The sequence below is a fragment of the Arthrobacter sp. NPDC056691 genome, from assembly GCF_042791415.1.
Classification (GTDB): Bacteria; Actinomycetota; Actinomycetes; order Actinomycetales; family Micrococcaceae; genus Arthrobacter.
Genome location: NZ_JBHTXX010000056.1, coordinates 1 through 16,147, shown reverse-complemented (window position 1 = coordinate 16,147; position 16,147 = coordinate 1). Strand labels below are relative to the sequence as shown.

The window sequence follows — 16,147 nt, the reverse complement described above, 5'->3', positions numbered from 1 at the left end:
CGGAACGACTCCGCCGCAGCCGGCCCCTCCTTCAAAACAGCCACCGCACGCGAAATCTCCGCCCGCGACAACGGATCCAGGGGGTGCGCCACCCCTACAGCGGCTGAAGTTTCAATGTCGAGAGTCATGCTTTACTCCTTGATAAGTCCTTGATCAGGATGAGGATGCCTATGTGGTGTTGCTGGTGGGGCCAAAGGTCCCCGGATTCTCAGAACTGTTCGTCTTCGTCAGAACTGTTCATCTCTGGTGCTACTTCTAGGGGCCGGCCAGGCTCTGCTCCGAGCGTGTCGGATGTGTGATGCCGGCCACGTACATTCCGTCCGTGTAGAAAAAGCTACGCCATCTAAATCATCTAGTCCAGCCTTTTTTATGGATTACTCTCGTGTGACTGCACTTAATGCAGGGAGCATCCAGAAATTGCCGGTGGCGTTACCCGGCCAGCAACCAGTCAGACGCCGCTTTGCGGTAACGGACGATGCCTTTGTACTCGGCCATATCTTCCGGGAGTTCGGCCAGCACGTGGCCAAACTTTTCGCGCCAGGCGGGGACCCGGGCGATGTCCCTGAGGGGCAGGAGATAGCTGCGGATCAGGAACAGCAGGACCCCGGTGTGGGGGAGGCGGATCAGATGCTGGACTTCGACGCGGAGGTGGAGCTTGTCCGGCATGTCGGGGTCGGTGGCGATGGTACCGCGGTCCGGGCCCCATTCTGGGTAGGTTTCGGTGGAGGTGTCCAGGCGGTTGCCGACGGTCATGGTCCAGTTGGTGCGACGGAACTGTTCGCCGGGCTGCAGGCGCATGAGGAACTGTTCGGCGCGGCTGATGATGTTTTCTTCCTTGACCCGCGGGACGGGTCCATGGATTTCGAGGAAGCTCATGCCGACGTCGAAATTGAAGGACCAGTCCGCGGCGAAGGAGACCAGGCCGGCGTCGAGCCACATCGTGTTGTCCCGAATGTCGAGGAGAACGATGTCGTCCTGGATCTGGCTGCCCAGGAACCGCAGGGGGCCCATGGGCAGCGAGTCGTCGTCGCCGACGGTGAACTCCACGTCGAGGTCCTGCAGCCTGTTCTGCCAGCGGCAGGAGTTCCCGTCGCGGTGGAAGGACATGATGTCCGGGTTTTCCTCGGCCATGGTGGGCAGCAGGTGGGCGATCGTGTCCCATACGGCGGGCCGCATGTGGGGCAGGACCTGCATGCGTGAGGGGTCCCGGGTCAGGATCCGGTCGCGGTCGGCCAGTTCCTGGAGGTAGAACTCGTCGATGTCGATGACGCCGGCTCCCCAGGCGCCGGCGTCTGTGGGCACATTTTTGTTGGCCGGTTCGACGTTGGCGCTGTAGCGGTAGCTTTCACCGGTGAAGGGGAAGGGAAAGCGCCTGATGCGTTCCGGGAGGGTGGCGGTGTCAGTGTCTTTGTCGATGGTGATGCTCAAAGGTCCAACTCCAATTCTGGGTCTTCGCTGCGTGAAACACAGCACATCATTGTGGTGTTCTCGGCCTTTTCCTGGTCGGTCAGGTAGAGGTCCCGGTGCTGCGGGGTACCCCGGAGGACCGGCAGGACGCATTCGCCGCAGATGCCCTTGCGGCACATGTTGGGGATGGTCTTCCCTGCCTTTTCGAGTGTTTCCAGCAGTGACACGCCGGCCGGAACGTCCAGCTTGAGGCCGCTGCGGACAAGGTTCACCGTGAACGGCTCGCCGTCGTCCAGTTCCGCCGCCCCGAAGGCTTCCGAATGCAGCCTCGCCGGGGGCCATCCCAGGTCCCGCGCCTGTTCCAGGACTGCATCCATGAAGGCAACCGGACCGCAAACGTAGAGGTGGGTTCCCAGACCCTGGGCCATGAGCTGTTCGGTCAGGACCTTTTGAAAACTGTCGCGGTTGCTGCATTCGGTCAGGGCCGGTCCGAGCAGGTCCCTGGCTTCCTCCACGTGGGCGCCGGCTCCGGGCCGGTACACGTAGATCAGGGAGGATGTCGTGCCGCGGTCGGCGGCGGCCCGGGCGTGCGAGAGGACCGGGGTGATGCCGATTCCTGCTGCGATCAGCAAGTGGTGTGTGGCTGTCGAGGCCGGAGCGAATGCGCTGCGGGGCCGGGAGACGTACACCCGGTCGCCGACGGCGAGCTCGTGCATTGCCACCGAGCCGCCGGCACCCTCTTCGACCCGGAGGACCGAGATGGTGTATTCGGACGGGCCGTTGCCCGAGCCGGTGAGCGAATACGCATTCACGCCGCTGCCGTACTGGACAACCAGGTGGCTGCCCGGGACATAGGAAGGAAGGCGTGCCCCCGACGGATCAGCCAACGTGATGCTGACAATCGATTCCGTCTGGGGACTGACGTTCGTCACCTCCAGCTGGAGACCGCCTTCCACCGCCGGGTGGGCGGCGATCGGGAGCGCCGTGATAGTCATGATGCCTCCTCGGCGTGGGCTGAGTACCCCAGGTACGCGCCCATTCGGCGCGAAAAGTGATCGGTCGTAGCCAGGGTGGTGGCACATCCCTCGCACTGCACCTCTTCGCCGGCTGGCCGAACAGTTTTGGTGGTGGCGCGGCAGTGCCCGCAGTAAATTACCCGGGGCGCGGTTTCGTCACTCAGGAGGGTGATCTCCTCCTGCTGCAGTCCACAGTCCGCGGCGGCGGCCGCGGCTGCACGGATGTCGGCCGGGGGGCCGGCGAGTACCAGGCGGACTCCGACGTGCGAACGTCCGAGCACGGACCTCAGGTCCGAGAGGGTCTCCTGGGTTGCATATTCGAAATGAAGGTCGTGCCGGGGCTGGACACCGGTGTGTTGACCCGCGGTGTCACCTATGGCGCCAAAAGACGCACAGATGACACCGCGGAAACCAGGTTCCAGTCCGGTGCCTGCTGCCAGCGGCATGGACGCGGAACGCATGGTCGGTCCTTACGGTGCGAAGGAGCGGTGGCCGGTGAAGAACCCCAGGCCGTACTCGGGGGTCTCAAACTTGACGGTGGTGCCCTTCGGGAAGAACAGTACGTCGCGCTCCTTCGCGTGCGTGACTTCCCCCGTCGATTCGTCGGTGAGGATGAACTCGCCGGCTACGACGACCTTCATTTCGTCGTAGGTGTAGGTGTACACCAGGGGTTCGGAGGCCTTCAGCTCGAAGAAGCCGGCGCTCATGACCGACCCCTCAGGGTTGTGGAGGGAGTCACCGATTGCAGCGACCGTTCCAGGCTCGTTCATGGACGGCAGGCCGACGTAGCCGCCTACTACCTTGTGGATGGATCCGGCCTTGCTCAAAGTTCCTACGAGGGTTTCCATGGGTCTCTCCTGTGTGGATAGTGGTGAAAATGATTCGTCAGAACTGTTCGTCTTTGTCAGAACTGTTCGTCTTCGGGTGCGTATGAAAACTGCGATGACGGGCACCTCAACCCCGGTTAGCGGCGGGAGGGGCTTTGCCAACCCGGCGCCCTCTGTCTCCAGGGGTCCAGCCGAGCTCTGCTGGTGTGATGCCGGTCACGCATCTTCGTCCCAAAAGCAAACCTACTCCTCGTAATTCATCTAGTCCAGCCTTTTTTATTAAAATCTCTTCGCTCTGTCACTATTACGTCTAGACGCGCGAAATTTGCAGGCCCGGATTCCTCGCTTGCGCCGCGAAGTGTGGCTTATTCGCCCGGTGTCCGTCGTGGATCCAACCTCTCACCGAGTGGGTATTGGCACGCCGGCGAACTCCGGACGCAAAGAAAGACAGGAAGGCAGGACCGCCTCTTTGGCGGTCCTGCCTTCCTGTCTGTGCGGGGTCAGATCACGGGCGCGGGCAGACTAATCCGCGCGCCTGCTGGAGGCGCCGGAAGGCCTTAAGTGCCGGTTTCCATCACCTAAGAGCTGGAAGCCTTCGACAGATCTCCGGCGTCGCGGCCTGTTGCGCCGGCAGCGGCTGCCTTGTGGTTCGCGCGCCTTGTCTCATTCTGGGAATAGAACCAGATGGGTATGTAGAGGGCCAGTACGATGAAGCCGACCCAGGTCGGGGTCCAGCCGATCTCCAGGCTGTTGAGGTAGACCACGCCGGCCAGGCACAGGGGCAGATTGAACAGGCCGAAGACCATGGCGACGTGTTTCCAGCCCTTGGGTGCCTTGAAGGGCCGTTCCAGAGAGGCGAAGGCGGGGTGCTTTTTGGCTCTGACATAGGCGAACAGGCTGATGCCGTTGGCGCAGGTGTAGCCGATGGCCGATGCCGCGACAATCGCGGCCGGGTTGCCCATGAAAATCAGCACCAGGTTGAAGGCCCCGATGACCAGCATGGCAATAAACGGGGTACCGTGGCGGTTCGTTTTGCCGAGGGTCCTGGGGAGGTTTCCTTCGACCGCCATGGAGTGCATGGCGCGGGATGAGCCAAGGTACGCCGTTTGGATGATCAGGACCATCGCGGCGATCAACATGATGATGGTGATCATGGAGCCGGCTTCGCCGAAGACAGCGTGGGCGACGGGGATCAGGGGAGACACGGGCTGGTCCAGTACGCCGTCAACACCGAGCACGCCGATCACTGCAGCTTGTACGAGCACGAACGAGAAAAAGCAGATGACACCGCAGGCAAACAGGGCTTTGGAAACGTCTTTGGCCGGGTTTTTGTATTCCGGGCCGTAGATGGCGGCCGTTTCCCAGGCGCAGGCGCTCCACTGTGCGATCGCAAAGATGCCCAACAGAATCAGGATGTGGTGCATGTCCCAAGCCCAGTCGGCCGGGATCCAGCTGCCGGTGATGTTGGCCAGCTCAACGTGCCCGGTGGCAAAAGGTGCCACGGTCAGGACGACCAGCGGGATGAGGGAAAAGGCCGCCAGGATGTAGCCCAGCTTGGCGCCGTCCTTCAGGCCGAACCAGTTGACGACGAACAGTCCGCCGAAAATCACCAGGCCTGTCATCAGGGCGAGCTGATTCTCGGTAAACATTTCGCCCAGCACTGGAAAGAGCCCGTGCAGGTAGCTGCCGACCAGGATGGAAAAGATCGCCAGTACCGGGGTCCAGGCGAACCAGTAGCTCCAGGCGCTGAAGCCACCTATCAGCTTGCTCTTGTCGTACTTGCCCTGGTAGTTCGCGGTGCGAAATACATGCTGGGCAAAACCCGGCAGGCCAGAAGCCTTGGGGAAAGTGGTGGCCATTTCAGCGTACGCGGCGTTCTGAAAGAAACCCTGAATGACCGATAGCCCCCAAATAAGAATTGCTGCGGCCGATAGATACATCGGAAGGTAGCCCAAGGAGGGCAGAATCAGCAGAGGCACCCCCAGCGCAATTGCCAGGCCCTGCTTCCAGTCAATCGACCTTTCGAGGCCGTCGCCCCCATCCACATGATTTTCACTCATAACAATCTCCCTTAAACAACGTATAAGTTGTCAGATTCTTGTCCAGGTCCTGCTTAGGTCGCAGGCCGGCTGAGGAAGCTCTTCCCGAATACGACACCTTCGTCCCGGTTCCGCTGCTGGTTCAGGTCGGGTTCGTCGCTGAACTGCCTGAAAGCGAAGCCGCTATCGGTGAATCCCTCTCCATCACGGCGGGCCGGCTATGAGCGCCGGATTCTTCGAGCTGAAGGCTTCCGAGCCTGCGGCGCACCCACGCCTTCGGCTCTCCTGTGAAACAGATCACTTTGAAGATTACTCCTTAAAGCTGCAATGCAATAGCTTTTTCCAGATCAATCTTGAGCGTCCTCGAACGGCTTGCCGGGAGTGGGGGCCAGTCAACGTTCCACCCGCTTTCGTGGGCGCTGTGGTGCGTAATTTCCGTGTCATTGCGGGGGAGGGGGCAGTCGCGGCAGTCGTCACGCACGCGGCGATCCGGCTCGGGGCCCGCTCGTGCCGAGTTCCCATCAAAGTTTCAGAGATGAATGTTTTCCATCGTCAGGTCGCGGCAGCGCCACGACCGGCTACCTGCTCTAGGCGGTCACGGCGAGGTGGTGTAGATCAACGAAAGCCCCAGATGTGGGACGTCCAGAGCCATCCGGTGCTGCTGCGGAGATCCGGACTTGATCCTCTCGCCAACGAGGTACATCCCGGAGTTGCCGAGAATGACACGGTTGCTGGCGTTGACGAGGGCGGCATCGCCCTGGATGACGCGCAAGTGCGGCATGATGAGGGGCTCCAGGTCCTTGAGCCGAATGTCACATCCCGCAACCCCCGTGAAGGTTCCATGGACGGAAAACGGTGCGGTGAACGTCAGGATGTATTCCTCGAAGCCGAGATAGTCTATGTACGGGCCCCAGAGGGTCTGTTCACCTGTGGAAGCGGCAGTCGAGAAAAACGGCAGCTTCTCATAGTCGTAGAACCGGTTGCTGCCTGGCGTCAGGTCAAAATCCAGCCTTCCGACCGAACCCGAACCCTTGCGGGACCACCATTCCAGGGCCCGGCCGCCCTCCTCAACGGATTCATGGGCGAAGAACGTCCCGGCGCCGACGGCAAAAGTGTTCTTCGCCAGGAACTCCTGTGAGAGTTTGTCCAGCCCGGCCAGGGCGGCCTTATCTACCTTGGACTTCCCGACGAGATTTCGTTCAAGCAGCGCGGCAACGTTTCTGGAAAGTTCCGCGATCTCCGTGGAGACGCCGTTGGTCCACGAAGTGAGGGCATTGGCAGCATGTACGACTTCAGTGTCGGGCTTCATTGGGTTCCTGAATTGATTGGCTGTAACCGAGGGTCAGTTTCGTGTCAATGAGATGAAAAATATTCCGCCTGATGTGCTCAAGTGCCAGTTTCTGGGCCCTCTCGGGTTGGTCCTGGGCCACTGCCCGGACCAACTCCAAGTGTTCAGCGGTTGCCGTTTCGGGGTCAAGTGCTACGCCGAGTGGGGCCCACAACTGTTGAACTGACTCTTCCTGAAGCCGGATTTCGGCGTTGGCCAGCCTCGGCGACTGCGCAGAAACTGCCAACTCGATGTGGAAGCGGCTGTCGGCAGACGCGCGGACCTCGGGGGTCCTGGCCAGAACCAGTGCCCGCGCAAGTTCCTGGAGCCGCTCGAAGTCATGTGCTTCCGCGCGTTCACATGCCAGACGGATGGTGGTGGCGGCAATGGCCGAATGTTCGTCTCCGATGTCGCGTATTTCAGAAATGGACGTCGAGAGAAACCAATCCCGAAGCGCGTCGGTCTGGCTCCGGGGTTGCCGGACGACGAAGGATCCTCCGCTCCGGCCCCTGCGCGTTTCAACGATTCCCCGTTCGCGCAGTTCCCCCAAAGCTTCGCGAAGGGTCGCGCCGCCGACCCCGAACATCTCCGAGAGTGAGGCTTCGGGTGGCAAGCGTTCACCCACCTTGAGCAGCCCCAGGGAGATAGCCGTGGAAATTCTGTCGACAATCGCATCGGCCCGCTCGATCTCGGGTAAGGACCGATATATCTGCGACTCGAAGGGGGTCGGCGAGGCCAAAAGTCTGCGCTCCGAAGATGGGCTACGGGTTGGGGCTAATACTACAGTCCGGCAGTACTTAAAGGCCTTTGATCTCCTATGGAGCCTTTGCCGCCTCCTCTTGCAGAGCCCTTTCCCAGCCACCGACCAATCCTTAAGGGTAGTCAAAACCGTCAGAAAACAGTGTTACCCCGGCCCGGTTGCTTCGGAATCATGGATATCAACCAGAAAGCATCCACTCGGCTGCTACAGGCCGATGGGCCGAATCGAAGGGAAAAATCGTGAATCCGACAGCAACCGCGACTGTGTACAGCACCACAGATGACATTGTCCGCAATCTGTCCCTCGTCGGGGACGAGATCGCGGCCACGGCGGCCAAGATCGACCCGCAAGAGGTGGCTGGCCTGGCACGGCACCTCAGCCTGACAGGCCGCGTGTTTGTCGCCGGAGCCGGCCGAAGCGGCCTGGTCCTGCGCATGGCCGCCATGAGGCTGATGCACTTGGGCCTGAATGTCCACGTCGCCGGCGACACCACCACTCCCGCGATCAGCTCCGGTGACCTGCTCCTGGTAGCCTCCGGATCGGGAACCACCTCCGGAGTGGTCAAGTCAGCGGAAACAGCAGCGAAGGCCGGAGCGCGGATCGCCGTGTTCACCACCAACCCGGACTCGCCCCTGGCCGGTCTCGCCGACGCCGTCGTGACCATTCCCGCCGCTCAGAAGACCGACCACGGCTCCAGCGTGTCGCGCCAGTACGCCGGGTCCCTCTTCGAGCAGGTTCTGTTCCTCGCCACCGAGGCAGTCTTCCAGTCGCTCTGGGATAACGACGCCCAGCCGGCGGAGGAGCTGTGGCTGCGCCACGCCAACCTCGAGTAACCGCCAGCCCCGGGTAGCCCGGGCCCACTTCAATATTTTCCGATTTTCCACACCCAATTGCAGTTCCCTACAGAAAGAAACAACACCATGAAGCTCCAAGTTGCTATCGACCTCCTGACCACCGAAGCCGCACTCGAGCTGGCCGGCAAGGTTGCCGAATACGTTGACATCATCGAACTCGGCACGCCGCTGATCAAGGCCGAGGGCCTCTCCGTCATCACCGCGGTCAAGGAAGCCCACCCGGACAAGATCGTTTTCGCTGACCTGAAGACGATGGATGCCGGTGAGCTTGAAGCCGACATCGCGTTCAAGGCCGGCGCTGACCTGGTCACCGTGCTCGGCGCCGCAGATGACTCCACCATCGCCGGTGCCGTCACGGCAGCCAAGGCCCACAACAAGGGCGTCGTCGTTGACCTGATCGGCATCGCCGACAAGGTCACCCGTGCCAAGGAAGTCCGCGCCCTGGGTGCGAAGTTCGTCGAGATGCACGCCGGCCTGGACGAGCAGGCCAAGCCCGGCTTCGACCTGAACGGTCTGCTCCGCGCCGGCGCCGAAGCCCGCGTTCCGTTCTCCGTAGCCGGCGGCGTGAAGCTCGCCACCATCGGTGACGTCCAGAAGGCCGGCGCCGATGTCGCCGTCGCCGGCGGCGCCATCTACGGTGCAGCCGACCCCGCAGTGGCCGCGAAGGAACTCCGCGCAGCCATCGTCTAGGTCGCCGATTGACGGTGGCGTCCCGTGCCCTTGCGGCCGCGGGACGCCACCTACGGAGTTAAGACAACGGAGTTAAGACACGGCACCCCCGAGGATGAGGGGTTGCATATTGGGGGACCCTAATCCCTGGGAAGGAAGCTGTTCATCATGTCTAGTCAGGTAGCCGAGTACGTGGAAGTCCTCGTTAACGACCCTGTTCGACTTTACGAGTTACTCGACGATGCAGAGGCCTTGCTCCGCCGGGCGCCGCAGCGGTTTGCCGGCATTCTGGTCACCCGCCATGATCCCGGCCGGTACACGCTTACGCTCAGCGACACCGTTCCCTTTGGGGAGACTCGCGAGCTAGTTCTCTCGTGACCGTCGGTTGACGGCACACTGCCTGTCGAAAGTTAGAAGGCAAACAATGTCTGTTACTTACCCTGATTCGAGTGTGAGGTCCGGGCAGAATCCGCTCCGGGACCCGCGCGACCGCCGGCTGTCCCGGGTGGCGGGCCCATGCTCCCTGGTGCTCTTTGGCGTAACCGGAGACTTGGCACGCAAGAAGCTTTTGCCCGCCGTCTATGACCTCGCAAACCGGGGACTCCTGCCGCCAAGCTTCGCGTTGGTGGGCTTCGGCCGGCAGAACCGGACGAATGAGGATCTCACGGCCGCGGTAAAAGAGTCCGTCAAAGCATATTCCCGGACGCCGTTTTCTGAGGCGGTTTGGAGCCAGCTTTCCGAGGGCATCCGCTTCGTCCAGGGCGAGTTCGACGACGACGCCGCCTTTGGGCGGCTTTCGGCCACTCTGGCCGAACTGGACGAGGAGCGCGGTACCCGCGGAAACCACGCGTTCTACCTCTCCATCCCGCCAAAGGCCTTCGAACTGGTCTGCCGGCAGCTCTCGAAGCACGGCCTGGCGCAGGCCGAGGGCGAGAAGTGGCGGCGCGTGGTCATTGAAAAGCCGTTTGGCCACGACCTCGAATCGGCCCGGCAGCTCAACAACATTGTCGAATCGGTGTTCCCACCCGATTCCGTGTTCCGGATCGACCATTACCTGGGCAAAGAGACGGTCCAGAACATCCTGGCCCTGCGCTTCGTCAACCAGCTGTTCGAGCCGCTCTGGAACGCCAATTACGTGGACCATGTGCAGATCACCATGGCCGAGGACATTGGCACCGGCGGCCGCGCGGGGTATTACGACGGCGTGGGTGCTGCCCGCGACGTCATCCAGAACCACCTGCTGCAGCTCCTCGCGCTGACGGCAATGGAGGAGCCGATCTCCTTCAACGCCGATGACCTGCGCGCCGAGAAGGAAAAGGTCCTCGCCGCGGTCCGGCTCCCGGAGGACCTGTCCACGCATTCCGCCCGCGGGCAGTTCGCCGGCGGCTGGCAGGGCGGGGAACAGGTCAAGGGGTACCTGGAAGAAGAGGGCATCCCGGCCGGCTCCACCACCGAAACCTTCGCCGCGATCCGCGTCGACATTAACACCCGGCGCTGGAATGGCGTGCCGTTCTACCTGCGCGCCGGGAAGCGGCTGGGCCGGCGGGTCACCGAGATCGCGGTCGTCTTCAAGCGGGCACCAAACCTGCTGTTCCGCGGTCAGGGCGATGACGATTTCGGCCAGAACGCAGTGGTGATCCGGGTCCAGCCCGACGAGGGCGCCACCATCCGCTTTGGCTCCAAGGTCCCAGGTACCCAGATGGAAGTCCGGGACGTGACCATGGACTTCGGCTACGGCCACGCGTTCACCGAGTCCAGCCCCGAAGCGTATGAACGGCTGATCCTGGACGTGCTCCTGGGCGAGCCGCCGCTGTTCCCCCGCCACCAGGAGGTGGAACTGTCCTGGAAGATCCTGGACCCCTTCGAGAAGTACTGGGCCTCCCTGCCCGACCAGCCCGAGAGAAGACCATGATTGTAAATCTCCCCAACACCACCACCTCCAACGTTTCCAAGAGGATCCAGTCCCTGCGCGCGCAGGGCGGAGTGATCGCCCTCGGCCGCGTCCTCACCCTCGTGGTTATCACCAAGTCCGGGCTGGAAGAGGAAGCGATCGAGGCGGCCAATGAGGCCAGCCGCGAACACCCCTGCCGGATCATCGTGCTGGCGGCCGGCTCGCCGGACGAACCCGCCCGGCTCGACGCGCAGATCCGGGTCGGCGGGGACGCCGGCGCCTCCGAGGTCATCGTGCTGCGCGGTTTCGGTGAACTCGCCGAGGAGAGCGAATCCCTCGTCGCCGCGCTGCTGCTGCCCGACGCCCCAATTGTGGCGTGGTGGCCGAACGGGGCCCCGGAGAACGCCAGCCAAACCTCTATCGGGCGGATTGCGCACCGCCGCATCACGGATTCTGCGAACGAGGCCGAGCCGCAGGTGGCGCTGGAGAACATCCGGAACACCTACAAGGCCGGCGACACCGATCTCGCCTGGACCCGGCTGACCAACTGGCGGATTAAGCTCGCCGCCGTCCTGGATCAGGCAGACGGTACCCCCATCACTTCTGTCACCGTCGAAGGCGCCACGGACTCGCCCAGCACCATCCTGCTCGCGGCGTGGCTCACGCAGGCCCTGGACGTGCCGGTCACCATCGTCGCTGAGCCCGCCGGCACCGGCATTCGTGGCGTCCAGCTGACCCGGACCTCCGGCGACATCCGGCTGTTTCGGCCTGGACACACCGTCGCCGAGCTCACCCAGCCCGGGCAGCCCGCGCAACGGATCTCCCTCCCTCGTCGCAGCCTGCGCGACTGCCTCGCCGAAGAACTCCGCCGCCTGGACCCCGACGAGGTCTTCGGTGAAACGGTTCGCAGTCTGGCCATTTCCAAGATCCGTCAAGAGGGCCGTTACAGGCGGGGCAACCCTGACCTTAAGTCATTCGTCCCTGAGCGCATCGCCATCGACCAGATGGAAGGGGCCTTCGAAACGATGCACGGGGGCAAAGTCCTCCGCTCAGTTGTTGAAATCAGCTCCGTCGTCGAAATCCAGTCCGAGAGGGCGTCCGCATGAGTGTCACGGTCGAGAATCTGGTCACCTCGGGCACGTTCTCCCTGGACGGGGGGACCTGGGATGTGGACAACAACGTCTGGATCGTCGGCAACGACACCGAGTGCGTGATCATTGATTCCCCGCACGACGCCGCCGCGATCATCAACCAGGTCCGCGGCCGGAAGGTCCAGGCGATCCTGCTCACGCACGCGCACAACGACCACATCGGCGCCGCCCGCGAACTCGCCGACGCCGTCGGCGCCCCCATCTGGCTGAACCCGGAGGACCAGGTCCTCTGGGAACAGGTCTACCCCGGCACCACCCCCGACCGGGACATCACGGACGGGGACGAGTTCCAGGTCGCCGGGGCGGTGCTGAAGGCGATCCACACCCCCGGCCACTCACCCGGCTCCACCTGCTTCCACCTCGAAACCGAGAACACCGTGTTCACCGGGGACACCCTGTTCAACGGCGGACCCGGCGCGACCGGCCGCTCCTACAGCGACTACCCCACCATCCTGGCCTCCATCCGCGAACGCCTCCTCACCCTCCCCGCGGACACCATCGTCAGGACCGGACACGGGGAGAACACCACCATCGCCGCCGAACGCGAAACCCTCGCCAAAGCAGCCCAGTAAGAAGAAAGACAGGATCTCCACGCCTAAGGCGCGCCAGGAATGCCTGGCGCGCCTTAGTGGCGATCAGAACAGGAATGGTGCCAGCCGTGACGTAAGTTCACGGGCCGCTTCCGCGTGTTCGCGAGTTGCCGTGAACCGCTCCGCGGGGCTGGACAGGCACAGGGCTGCGCCGGCCACGCCGTCGGGCAGCCGGACGGGGAGTGCCAGGCTGGCGGAGCCCTGTTCTAATTCGTTGATTTCCGAGGCCTCGCCATTGAGCCTTATTTCCGCCAGTTGTTCTTCCAACTGACCACTGTTTGTGATGGTGTGCTGTGTCAGCTTCACCAGCGGCCCTTTCGGGAGTGAGATGGCCGGATCGCCAAGTTCAGCAAGCATCAGCTTTCCTGCGGCGGACGCATGCGGATACCGGAGCATTTCGAAAACAGAGTGGAGCGGATAATCCGGGTCTTCATCGGCAACCCTGAGGGAAGCGCTCCGGAACATGAAGAGATGCACTGCAAAACGGTTCCCGCCGCGGAATTCCTGTATCAGGGCGCGGGCTGCGGTGGGAACAGTTGGGGGAGTCGCGGCAGTAATCAGCCCCGAAATCGCCTGTCCGAGTGCAAAACCACGGAGGTCGGATGTGCGGGCCAGATATTCGTCCGCGACGAGCGAATTCAAAATCCGGTAAGCGGTCGCCTGCGGCATCTGCAGGGCATCGGTGACCTCTTTAGCCGTTGTCCCGGTACCGAACCGGGCCACGATTTCCAGGATCCTGAGCGGGTTTGACGTTGTGCTGGGTCCGGAGTGGGTGGGCCTGTAGGTCATGGGGTAGCCCTGCCATTAAAGAGGTCCAATTCCCGGGTTTCGTCGTAGATGCCGACGGACGCCAGACGCCCGGGTAACCGGAGGCGGAGGAACGTGGCGTACAGGACGCTGGCCAGGAGTACACCGGCGTAGATGACCGTCTGCAGACTGCCAGTGCGGATCGATGCCGCCGCGGCCGTCCAGAAGACCGCTCCGAGGGCGACGGTAGTCACGGCTCCCAGTATCCAGCTGGAGTACGTGCTCTCGCCTATCCGGCGCAGGAAGAAGGGCATTGACGCGCTGGCAAGGATATAGGAGCCAAGGTATCCATAGGCGCCCAGTGTGAAGAGGTTCACGAGGCCCCGCTCCGGACTGGCGCCGAAGATGATGACGCCGATGGGAACGATGGCAACTATCGGCATGATTACCATGATTGCCGTCGAGGGAGTTCGAAAGACGGGATGGGTCCGGCCGACCAGTCGCGGCGCCACCCCTTCCCTTCCCATGCAGAAAAATATCCTGGCAAGGGCGTTCACGGATGCGATCGCGCAGCCAAACCAGGATGCTGCGATTCCCAGGTCAAGGACCGCGGCAGACACAGGGGAAGACTGGGAAAACAGGTCAGACAACGGTGTAGAGCTGGCCGCGATGCTCAACGGTGCCTCCTTGAGTGCGGCGTCCTGGGCGGTTACTGCAAGAAGGCACAGCACGCCCATAAGAATGGGGGTCCACGTGATGGCACGTGGCACGGTAACGAAGGGCCTGTGTGCCTCGCCGCCCAGCGTGGTCGGGCTTTCGAAGCCAACGAAGGCACTTACGGCCACGACGATGCCGATCGGCAACGAATCAAAATCTCCGTTCCACGCAAACACACTCCCGAGATTGGCGCTTGGTGCGTTGAACGCGAAGTAGACGATCATGAGGACGGCGAGGACACCGATTGAAATGGATTCCAATAACACGGTGAACCACGCCGATACCCGGATCCCCCTCACCATGAGGAGGCAGGCCGCGGCCGCGGCGGCAACAATGACCGGCACTGTGATGACCTTGGAGTCCGCGACGGGGACCCCGAGGTTGATGAACAGCTGGACGACGTATGTGCCCACAAGCAACAGACTCGCCATGGCGACGAGGCCGTAACCGAACATAGCTGACCAGCCGGCGGTGATTGCCGTCCGCTGGCCAAGTCCCTTGGCCGTGTAGCTGTAGAGGCCGCTGACAGCGGCCATGCGCTGTGCCATCGGTCGCAGGGAGAAGGAAACCAGGACCATGACCGCCATGGCCGCGCCGAATGTGACCACGAGGTTCGGTCCACTGGACCCAAAGACGAGTCCCGGAAAGACAAGAGCCGGAATGACGGACATGGCACCCGCAGGTGCCACGCCTGCGACTGCCTGCGCGAAGACCGGCAAGAAGGAAAGTCTCCGGCGGCGCAGACCCTCCACTGGGGAGCGGGGGGTGATGAAGCGATCACCGCGAGCAGACACTGGGTACCAACTTTCCCTCGGACGGGCACGCTTGCCTTGCTCACGAGGGGACGCAAGTCTTCGGGCCCACGGTGCAGAACATTAGCATTCCCGCGCCGCCGGCGACAGTCTGGGCCGTGTTTCCAAATGTTTCCAACATGTTAACTGCAGTGGGAATTTATGGTGCCGAATTTCTCAAGTAAATCTTTATGAATTACTCGCCTAATTGAATTCCCTCACGTAGTTTTGCTTGTGAAAGGAATGCAGGTGACCGGCATCACACCGCCAGGGCTCGAAGCAGAGCTCATCTGCACCAGGGATGAACAGTTCTGACAAGGACGAACAGTTCTGAGAATCCAGGGACTTTTGTGTCTTTTGGCCCCAACGGCAACACCACCGACCGGGCCGGGCACGAGATCCAGGCCGTGCGTGTGTGGGTCAACAACCAGCATGACTGCCCCTCGGCTTCCTCAAGGCCCGTTTCCGGAGCACTTCGGCTCCCAGGCCATAGGCACCTCTTCCTGTTGAAGGACCTAGTTAAGGAGTAAAAGCATGACTATCGATACTGAAGCCGCGACTGTTGTTGGGGTGGCGCACCCCCTGGATCCGTTGTCGCGGGCGGAGATTTCGCGTGCGGTGGCTGTTTTGAAGGAGGGGCCGGCTGCGGCGGAGTCGTTCCGTTTTATCAGCGTTGAGTTGCGTGAGCCGTCGAAGGAGGATCTGCGCAATGGTGTGCGGGTGGTTCGTGAGGCGGACGCGGTCCTGGTGGACCGTGCCGTGGCGCGTTCGTACGAGGCGGTCGTGAATCTTGAGGCCGGCACGGTTGATGCGTGGAAGCAGTTGGCTGCGGATGTTCAGCCGCCGTTCATGCTGGATGAGTTCGCCGAGTGTGAGGAAGGGTGCCGGAAGGATCCGAAGGTCATCGAGGCTCTTGCCAAGCGGGGCCTGACGAACCTGGATCTGGTGTGTTTCGAGCCGTGGTCGGTGGGGTATTTCGGTGAGGACGCCGAGGGCCGGCGCCTGATGCGTGCCCTGGTCTTTGTCCGGGACGAGCCGGACGACAGCCCGTACGCGCACCCGATCGAGAACTTCATCGTCTTTTACGACCTGTCCTCCGGTGAGGTTGTCAGGGTCGAGGATGACCAGGCGATCCCGGTCCCGGCCGCGCGCGGGAACTACCTGCCCAAGTACGTCGGCCCGGCCCGCACGGACCTGAAGCCGATCGAGATCACCCAGCCCGAGGGCGCCTCGTTCCAGGTCACCGGGAACCATGTGCGGTGGGCTGACTGGTCCTTCCGGGTCGGGTTCACCCCGCGTGAGGGCCTGGTCCTGCACCAGCTGAAGTTCCGTGACCAGGGCGTGGACCGTCCGGTGATCAA

13 protein-coding genes and 3 pseudogenes are annotated in these 16,147 nt (G+C 62.5%); 7 read left to right on the top strand and 9 right to left on the bottom strand.

Annotated elements, in window-relative coordinates; translation table 11 throughout:
• Positions 1-429 precede the first annotated feature (429 nt).
• From ACFRAU_RS25645 to ACFRAU_RS25615, 7 genes are all read right to left on the bottom strand, one after another.
• The gene (locus ACFRAU_RS25645; protein WP_378001962.1) at positions 430-1,428 is read right to left on the bottom strand and encodes a DUF3445 domain-containing protein; all 999 of its coding nucleotides are present in this window, start codon (positions 1,426-1,428) and stop codon (positions 430-432) included.
• Positions 1,425-2,402: a PDR/VanB family oxidoreductase gene (locus tag ACFRAU_RS25640; protein WP_378001961.1), complete on the bottom strand. Its 978-nt coding sequence runs from the start codon at positions 2,400-2,402 to the stop codon at positions 1,425-1,427. The genes ACFRAU_RS25645 and ACFRAU_RS25640 overlap by 4 nt, the downstream gene beginning before the upstream one ends.
• Complete coding sequence (locus tag ACFRAU_RS25635; RefSeq protein ID WP_378001960.1) at positions 2,399-2,884, bottom strand: dimethylamine monooxygenase subunit DmmA family protein; 486 nt, start codon at positions 2,882-2,884, stop codon at positions 2,399-2,401. Before ACFRAU_RS25635 ends, ACFRAU_RS25640 begins: the two co-directional genes overlap by 4 nt.
• Positions 2,885-2,893: 9 nt before the next feature.
• On the bottom strand, positions 2,894-3,271 hold the full coding sequence (locus ACFRAU_RS25630; protein ID WP_377997979.1) for a cupin domain-containing protein: 378 nt from the start codon (positions 3,269-3,271) through the stop codon (positions 2,894-2,896).
• A gap of 557 nt (positions 3,272-3,828) precedes the next feature.
• On the bottom strand, positions 3,829-5,310 hold the full coding sequence (locus ACFRAU_RS25625) for an APC family permease (protein WP_378001959.1): 1,482 nt from the start codon (positions 5,308-5,310) through the stop codon (positions 3,829-3,831).
• A gap of 574 nt (positions 5,311-5,884) precedes the next feature.
• Positions 5,885-6,598, bottom strand: coding sequence for a cache domain-containing protein (locus tag ACFRAU_RS25620; RefSeq protein WP_378001958.1), 714 nt, complete (start codon positions 6,596-6,598; stop codon positions 5,885-5,887).
• Positions 6,582-7,355 carry a FadR/GntR family transcriptional regulator gene (locus tag ACFRAU_RS25615; RefSeq protein WP_377997976.1) on the bottom strand — a complete coding sequence of 258 codons (774 nt, stop codon included), beginning with the start codon at positions 7,353-7,355 and terminating at the stop codon, positions 6,582-6,584. The genes ACFRAU_RS25620 and ACFRAU_RS25615 overlap by 17 nt, the downstream gene beginning before the upstream one ends.
• Positions 7,356-7,615: 260 nt before the next feature.
• Between ACFRAU_RS25615 and hxlB the strand changes: the two genes are divergently transcribed.
• The 6 genes and pseudogenes from hxlB (at position 7,616) to ACFRAU_RS25585 (ending at position 12,513) form a co-directional block, all read left to right on the top strand.
• Positions 7,616-8,209 carry a 6-phospho-3-hexuloisomerase gene (gene hxlB, locus ACFRAU_RS25610; RefSeq protein WP_377997975.1) on the top strand — a complete coding sequence of 198 codons (594 nt, stop codon included), beginning with the start codon at positions 7,616-7,618 and terminating at the stop codon, positions 8,207-8,209.
• Between the two features lie 87 nt (positions 8,210-8,296).
• A complete protein-coding gene (hxlA, locus tag ACFRAU_RS25605; protein WP_377993767.1) occupies positions 8,297-8,920 on the top strand; it encodes a 3-hexulose-6-phosphate synthase in 624 nt (207 codons plus the stop codon).
• A 147-nt stretch (positions 8,921-9,067) separates the two neighbouring features.
• Positions 9,068-9,277, top strand: coding sequence for a hypothetical protein (locus ACFRAU_RS25600; protein WP_377997973.1), 210 nt, complete (start codon positions 9,068-9,070; stop codon positions 9,275-9,277).
• A 46-nt stretch (positions 9,278-9,323) separates the two neighbouring features.
• Positions 9,324-10,799, top strand: a pseudogene (gene zwf, locus ACFRAU_RS25595) (glucose-6-phosphate dehydrogenase); the annotation flags it as partial.
• Between the two features lie 8 nt (positions 10,800-10,807).
• A pseudogene (locus ACFRAU_RS25590) lies at positions 10,808-11,695 on the top strand (glucose-6-phosphate dehydrogenase assembly protein OpcA); the annotation flags it as partial.
• Positions 11,696-11,892: 197 nt separating this feature from the next.
• Positions 11,893-12,513: an MBL fold metallo-hydrolase gene (locus ACFRAU_RS25585; protein ID WP_378001957.1), complete on the top strand. Its 621-nt coding sequence runs from the start codon at positions 11,893-11,895 to the stop codon at positions 12,511-12,513.
• A 63-nt stretch (positions 12,514-12,576) separates the two neighbouring features.
• Here the strand turns inward: ACFRAU_RS25585 and ACFRAU_RS25580 are convergent, their stop codons facing one another.
• Together ACFRAU_RS25580 and ACFRAU_RS25575 are read right to left on the bottom strand one after the other, a co-directional pair.
• The gene (locus ACFRAU_RS25580; RefSeq protein ID WP_378001956.1) at positions 12,577-13,320 is read right to left on the bottom strand and encodes an IclR family transcriptional regulator; all 744 of its coding nucleotides are present in this window, start codon (positions 13,318-13,320) and stop codon (positions 12,577-12,579) included.
• Positions 13,317-14,714: an APC family permease gene (locus ACFRAU_RS25575; protein ID WP_377997969.1), complete on the bottom strand. Its 1,398-nt coding sequence runs from the start codon at positions 14,712-14,714 to the stop codon at positions 13,317-13,319. Before ACFRAU_RS25575 ends, ACFRAU_RS25580 begins: the two co-directional genes overlap by 4 nt.
• Before the next feature lie 606 nt (positions 14,715-15,320).
• On the opposite strand from ACFRAU_RS25575, the pseudogene ACFRAU_RS25570 reads away from it, so the two are divergent.
• A pseudogene (locus tag ACFRAU_RS25570) lies at positions 15,321-16,147 on the top strand (tyramine oxidase); the annotation flags it as partial.

Coding starts and splice junctions, on each gene's coding strand:
- ACFRAU_RS25640 (WP_378001961.1), bottom strand. CDS start 2,402: ATGACTATCACGGCGCTCCCGATCGCCGCCCACCCGGCGGTGGAAGGC.
- ACFRAU_RS25635 (WP_378001960.1), bottom strand. CDS start 2,884: ATGCGTTCCGCGTCCATGCCGCTGGCAGCAGGCACCGGACTGGAACCT.
- ACFRAU_RS25630 (WP_377997979.1), bottom strand. CDS start 3,271: ATGGAAACCCTCGTAGGAACTTTGAGCAAGGCCGGATCCATCCACAAG.
- ACFRAU_RS25625 (WP_378001959.1), bottom strand. CDS start 5,310: ATGAGTGAAAATCATGTGGATGGGGGCGACGGCCTCGAAAGGTCGATT.
- ACFRAU_RS25620 (WP_378001958.1), bottom strand. CDS start 6,598: ATGAAGCCCGACACTGAAGTCGTACATGCTGCCAATGCCCTCACTTCG.
- hxlA (WP_377993767.1), top strand. CDS start 8,297: ATGAAGCTCCAAGTTGCTATCGACCTCCTGACCACCGAAGCCGCACTC.
- ACFRAU_RS25600 (WP_377997973.1), top strand. CDS start 9,068: ATGTCTAGTCAGGTAGCCGAGTACGTGGAAGTCCTCGTTAACGACCCT.
- ACFRAU_RS25585 (WP_378001957.1), top strand. CDS start 11,893: ATGAGTGTCACGGTCGAGAATCTGGTCACCTCGGGCACGTTCTCCCTG.
- ACFRAU_RS25580 (WP_378001956.1), bottom strand. CDS start 13,320: ATGACCTACAGGCCCACCCACTCCGGACCCAGCACAACGTCAAACCCG.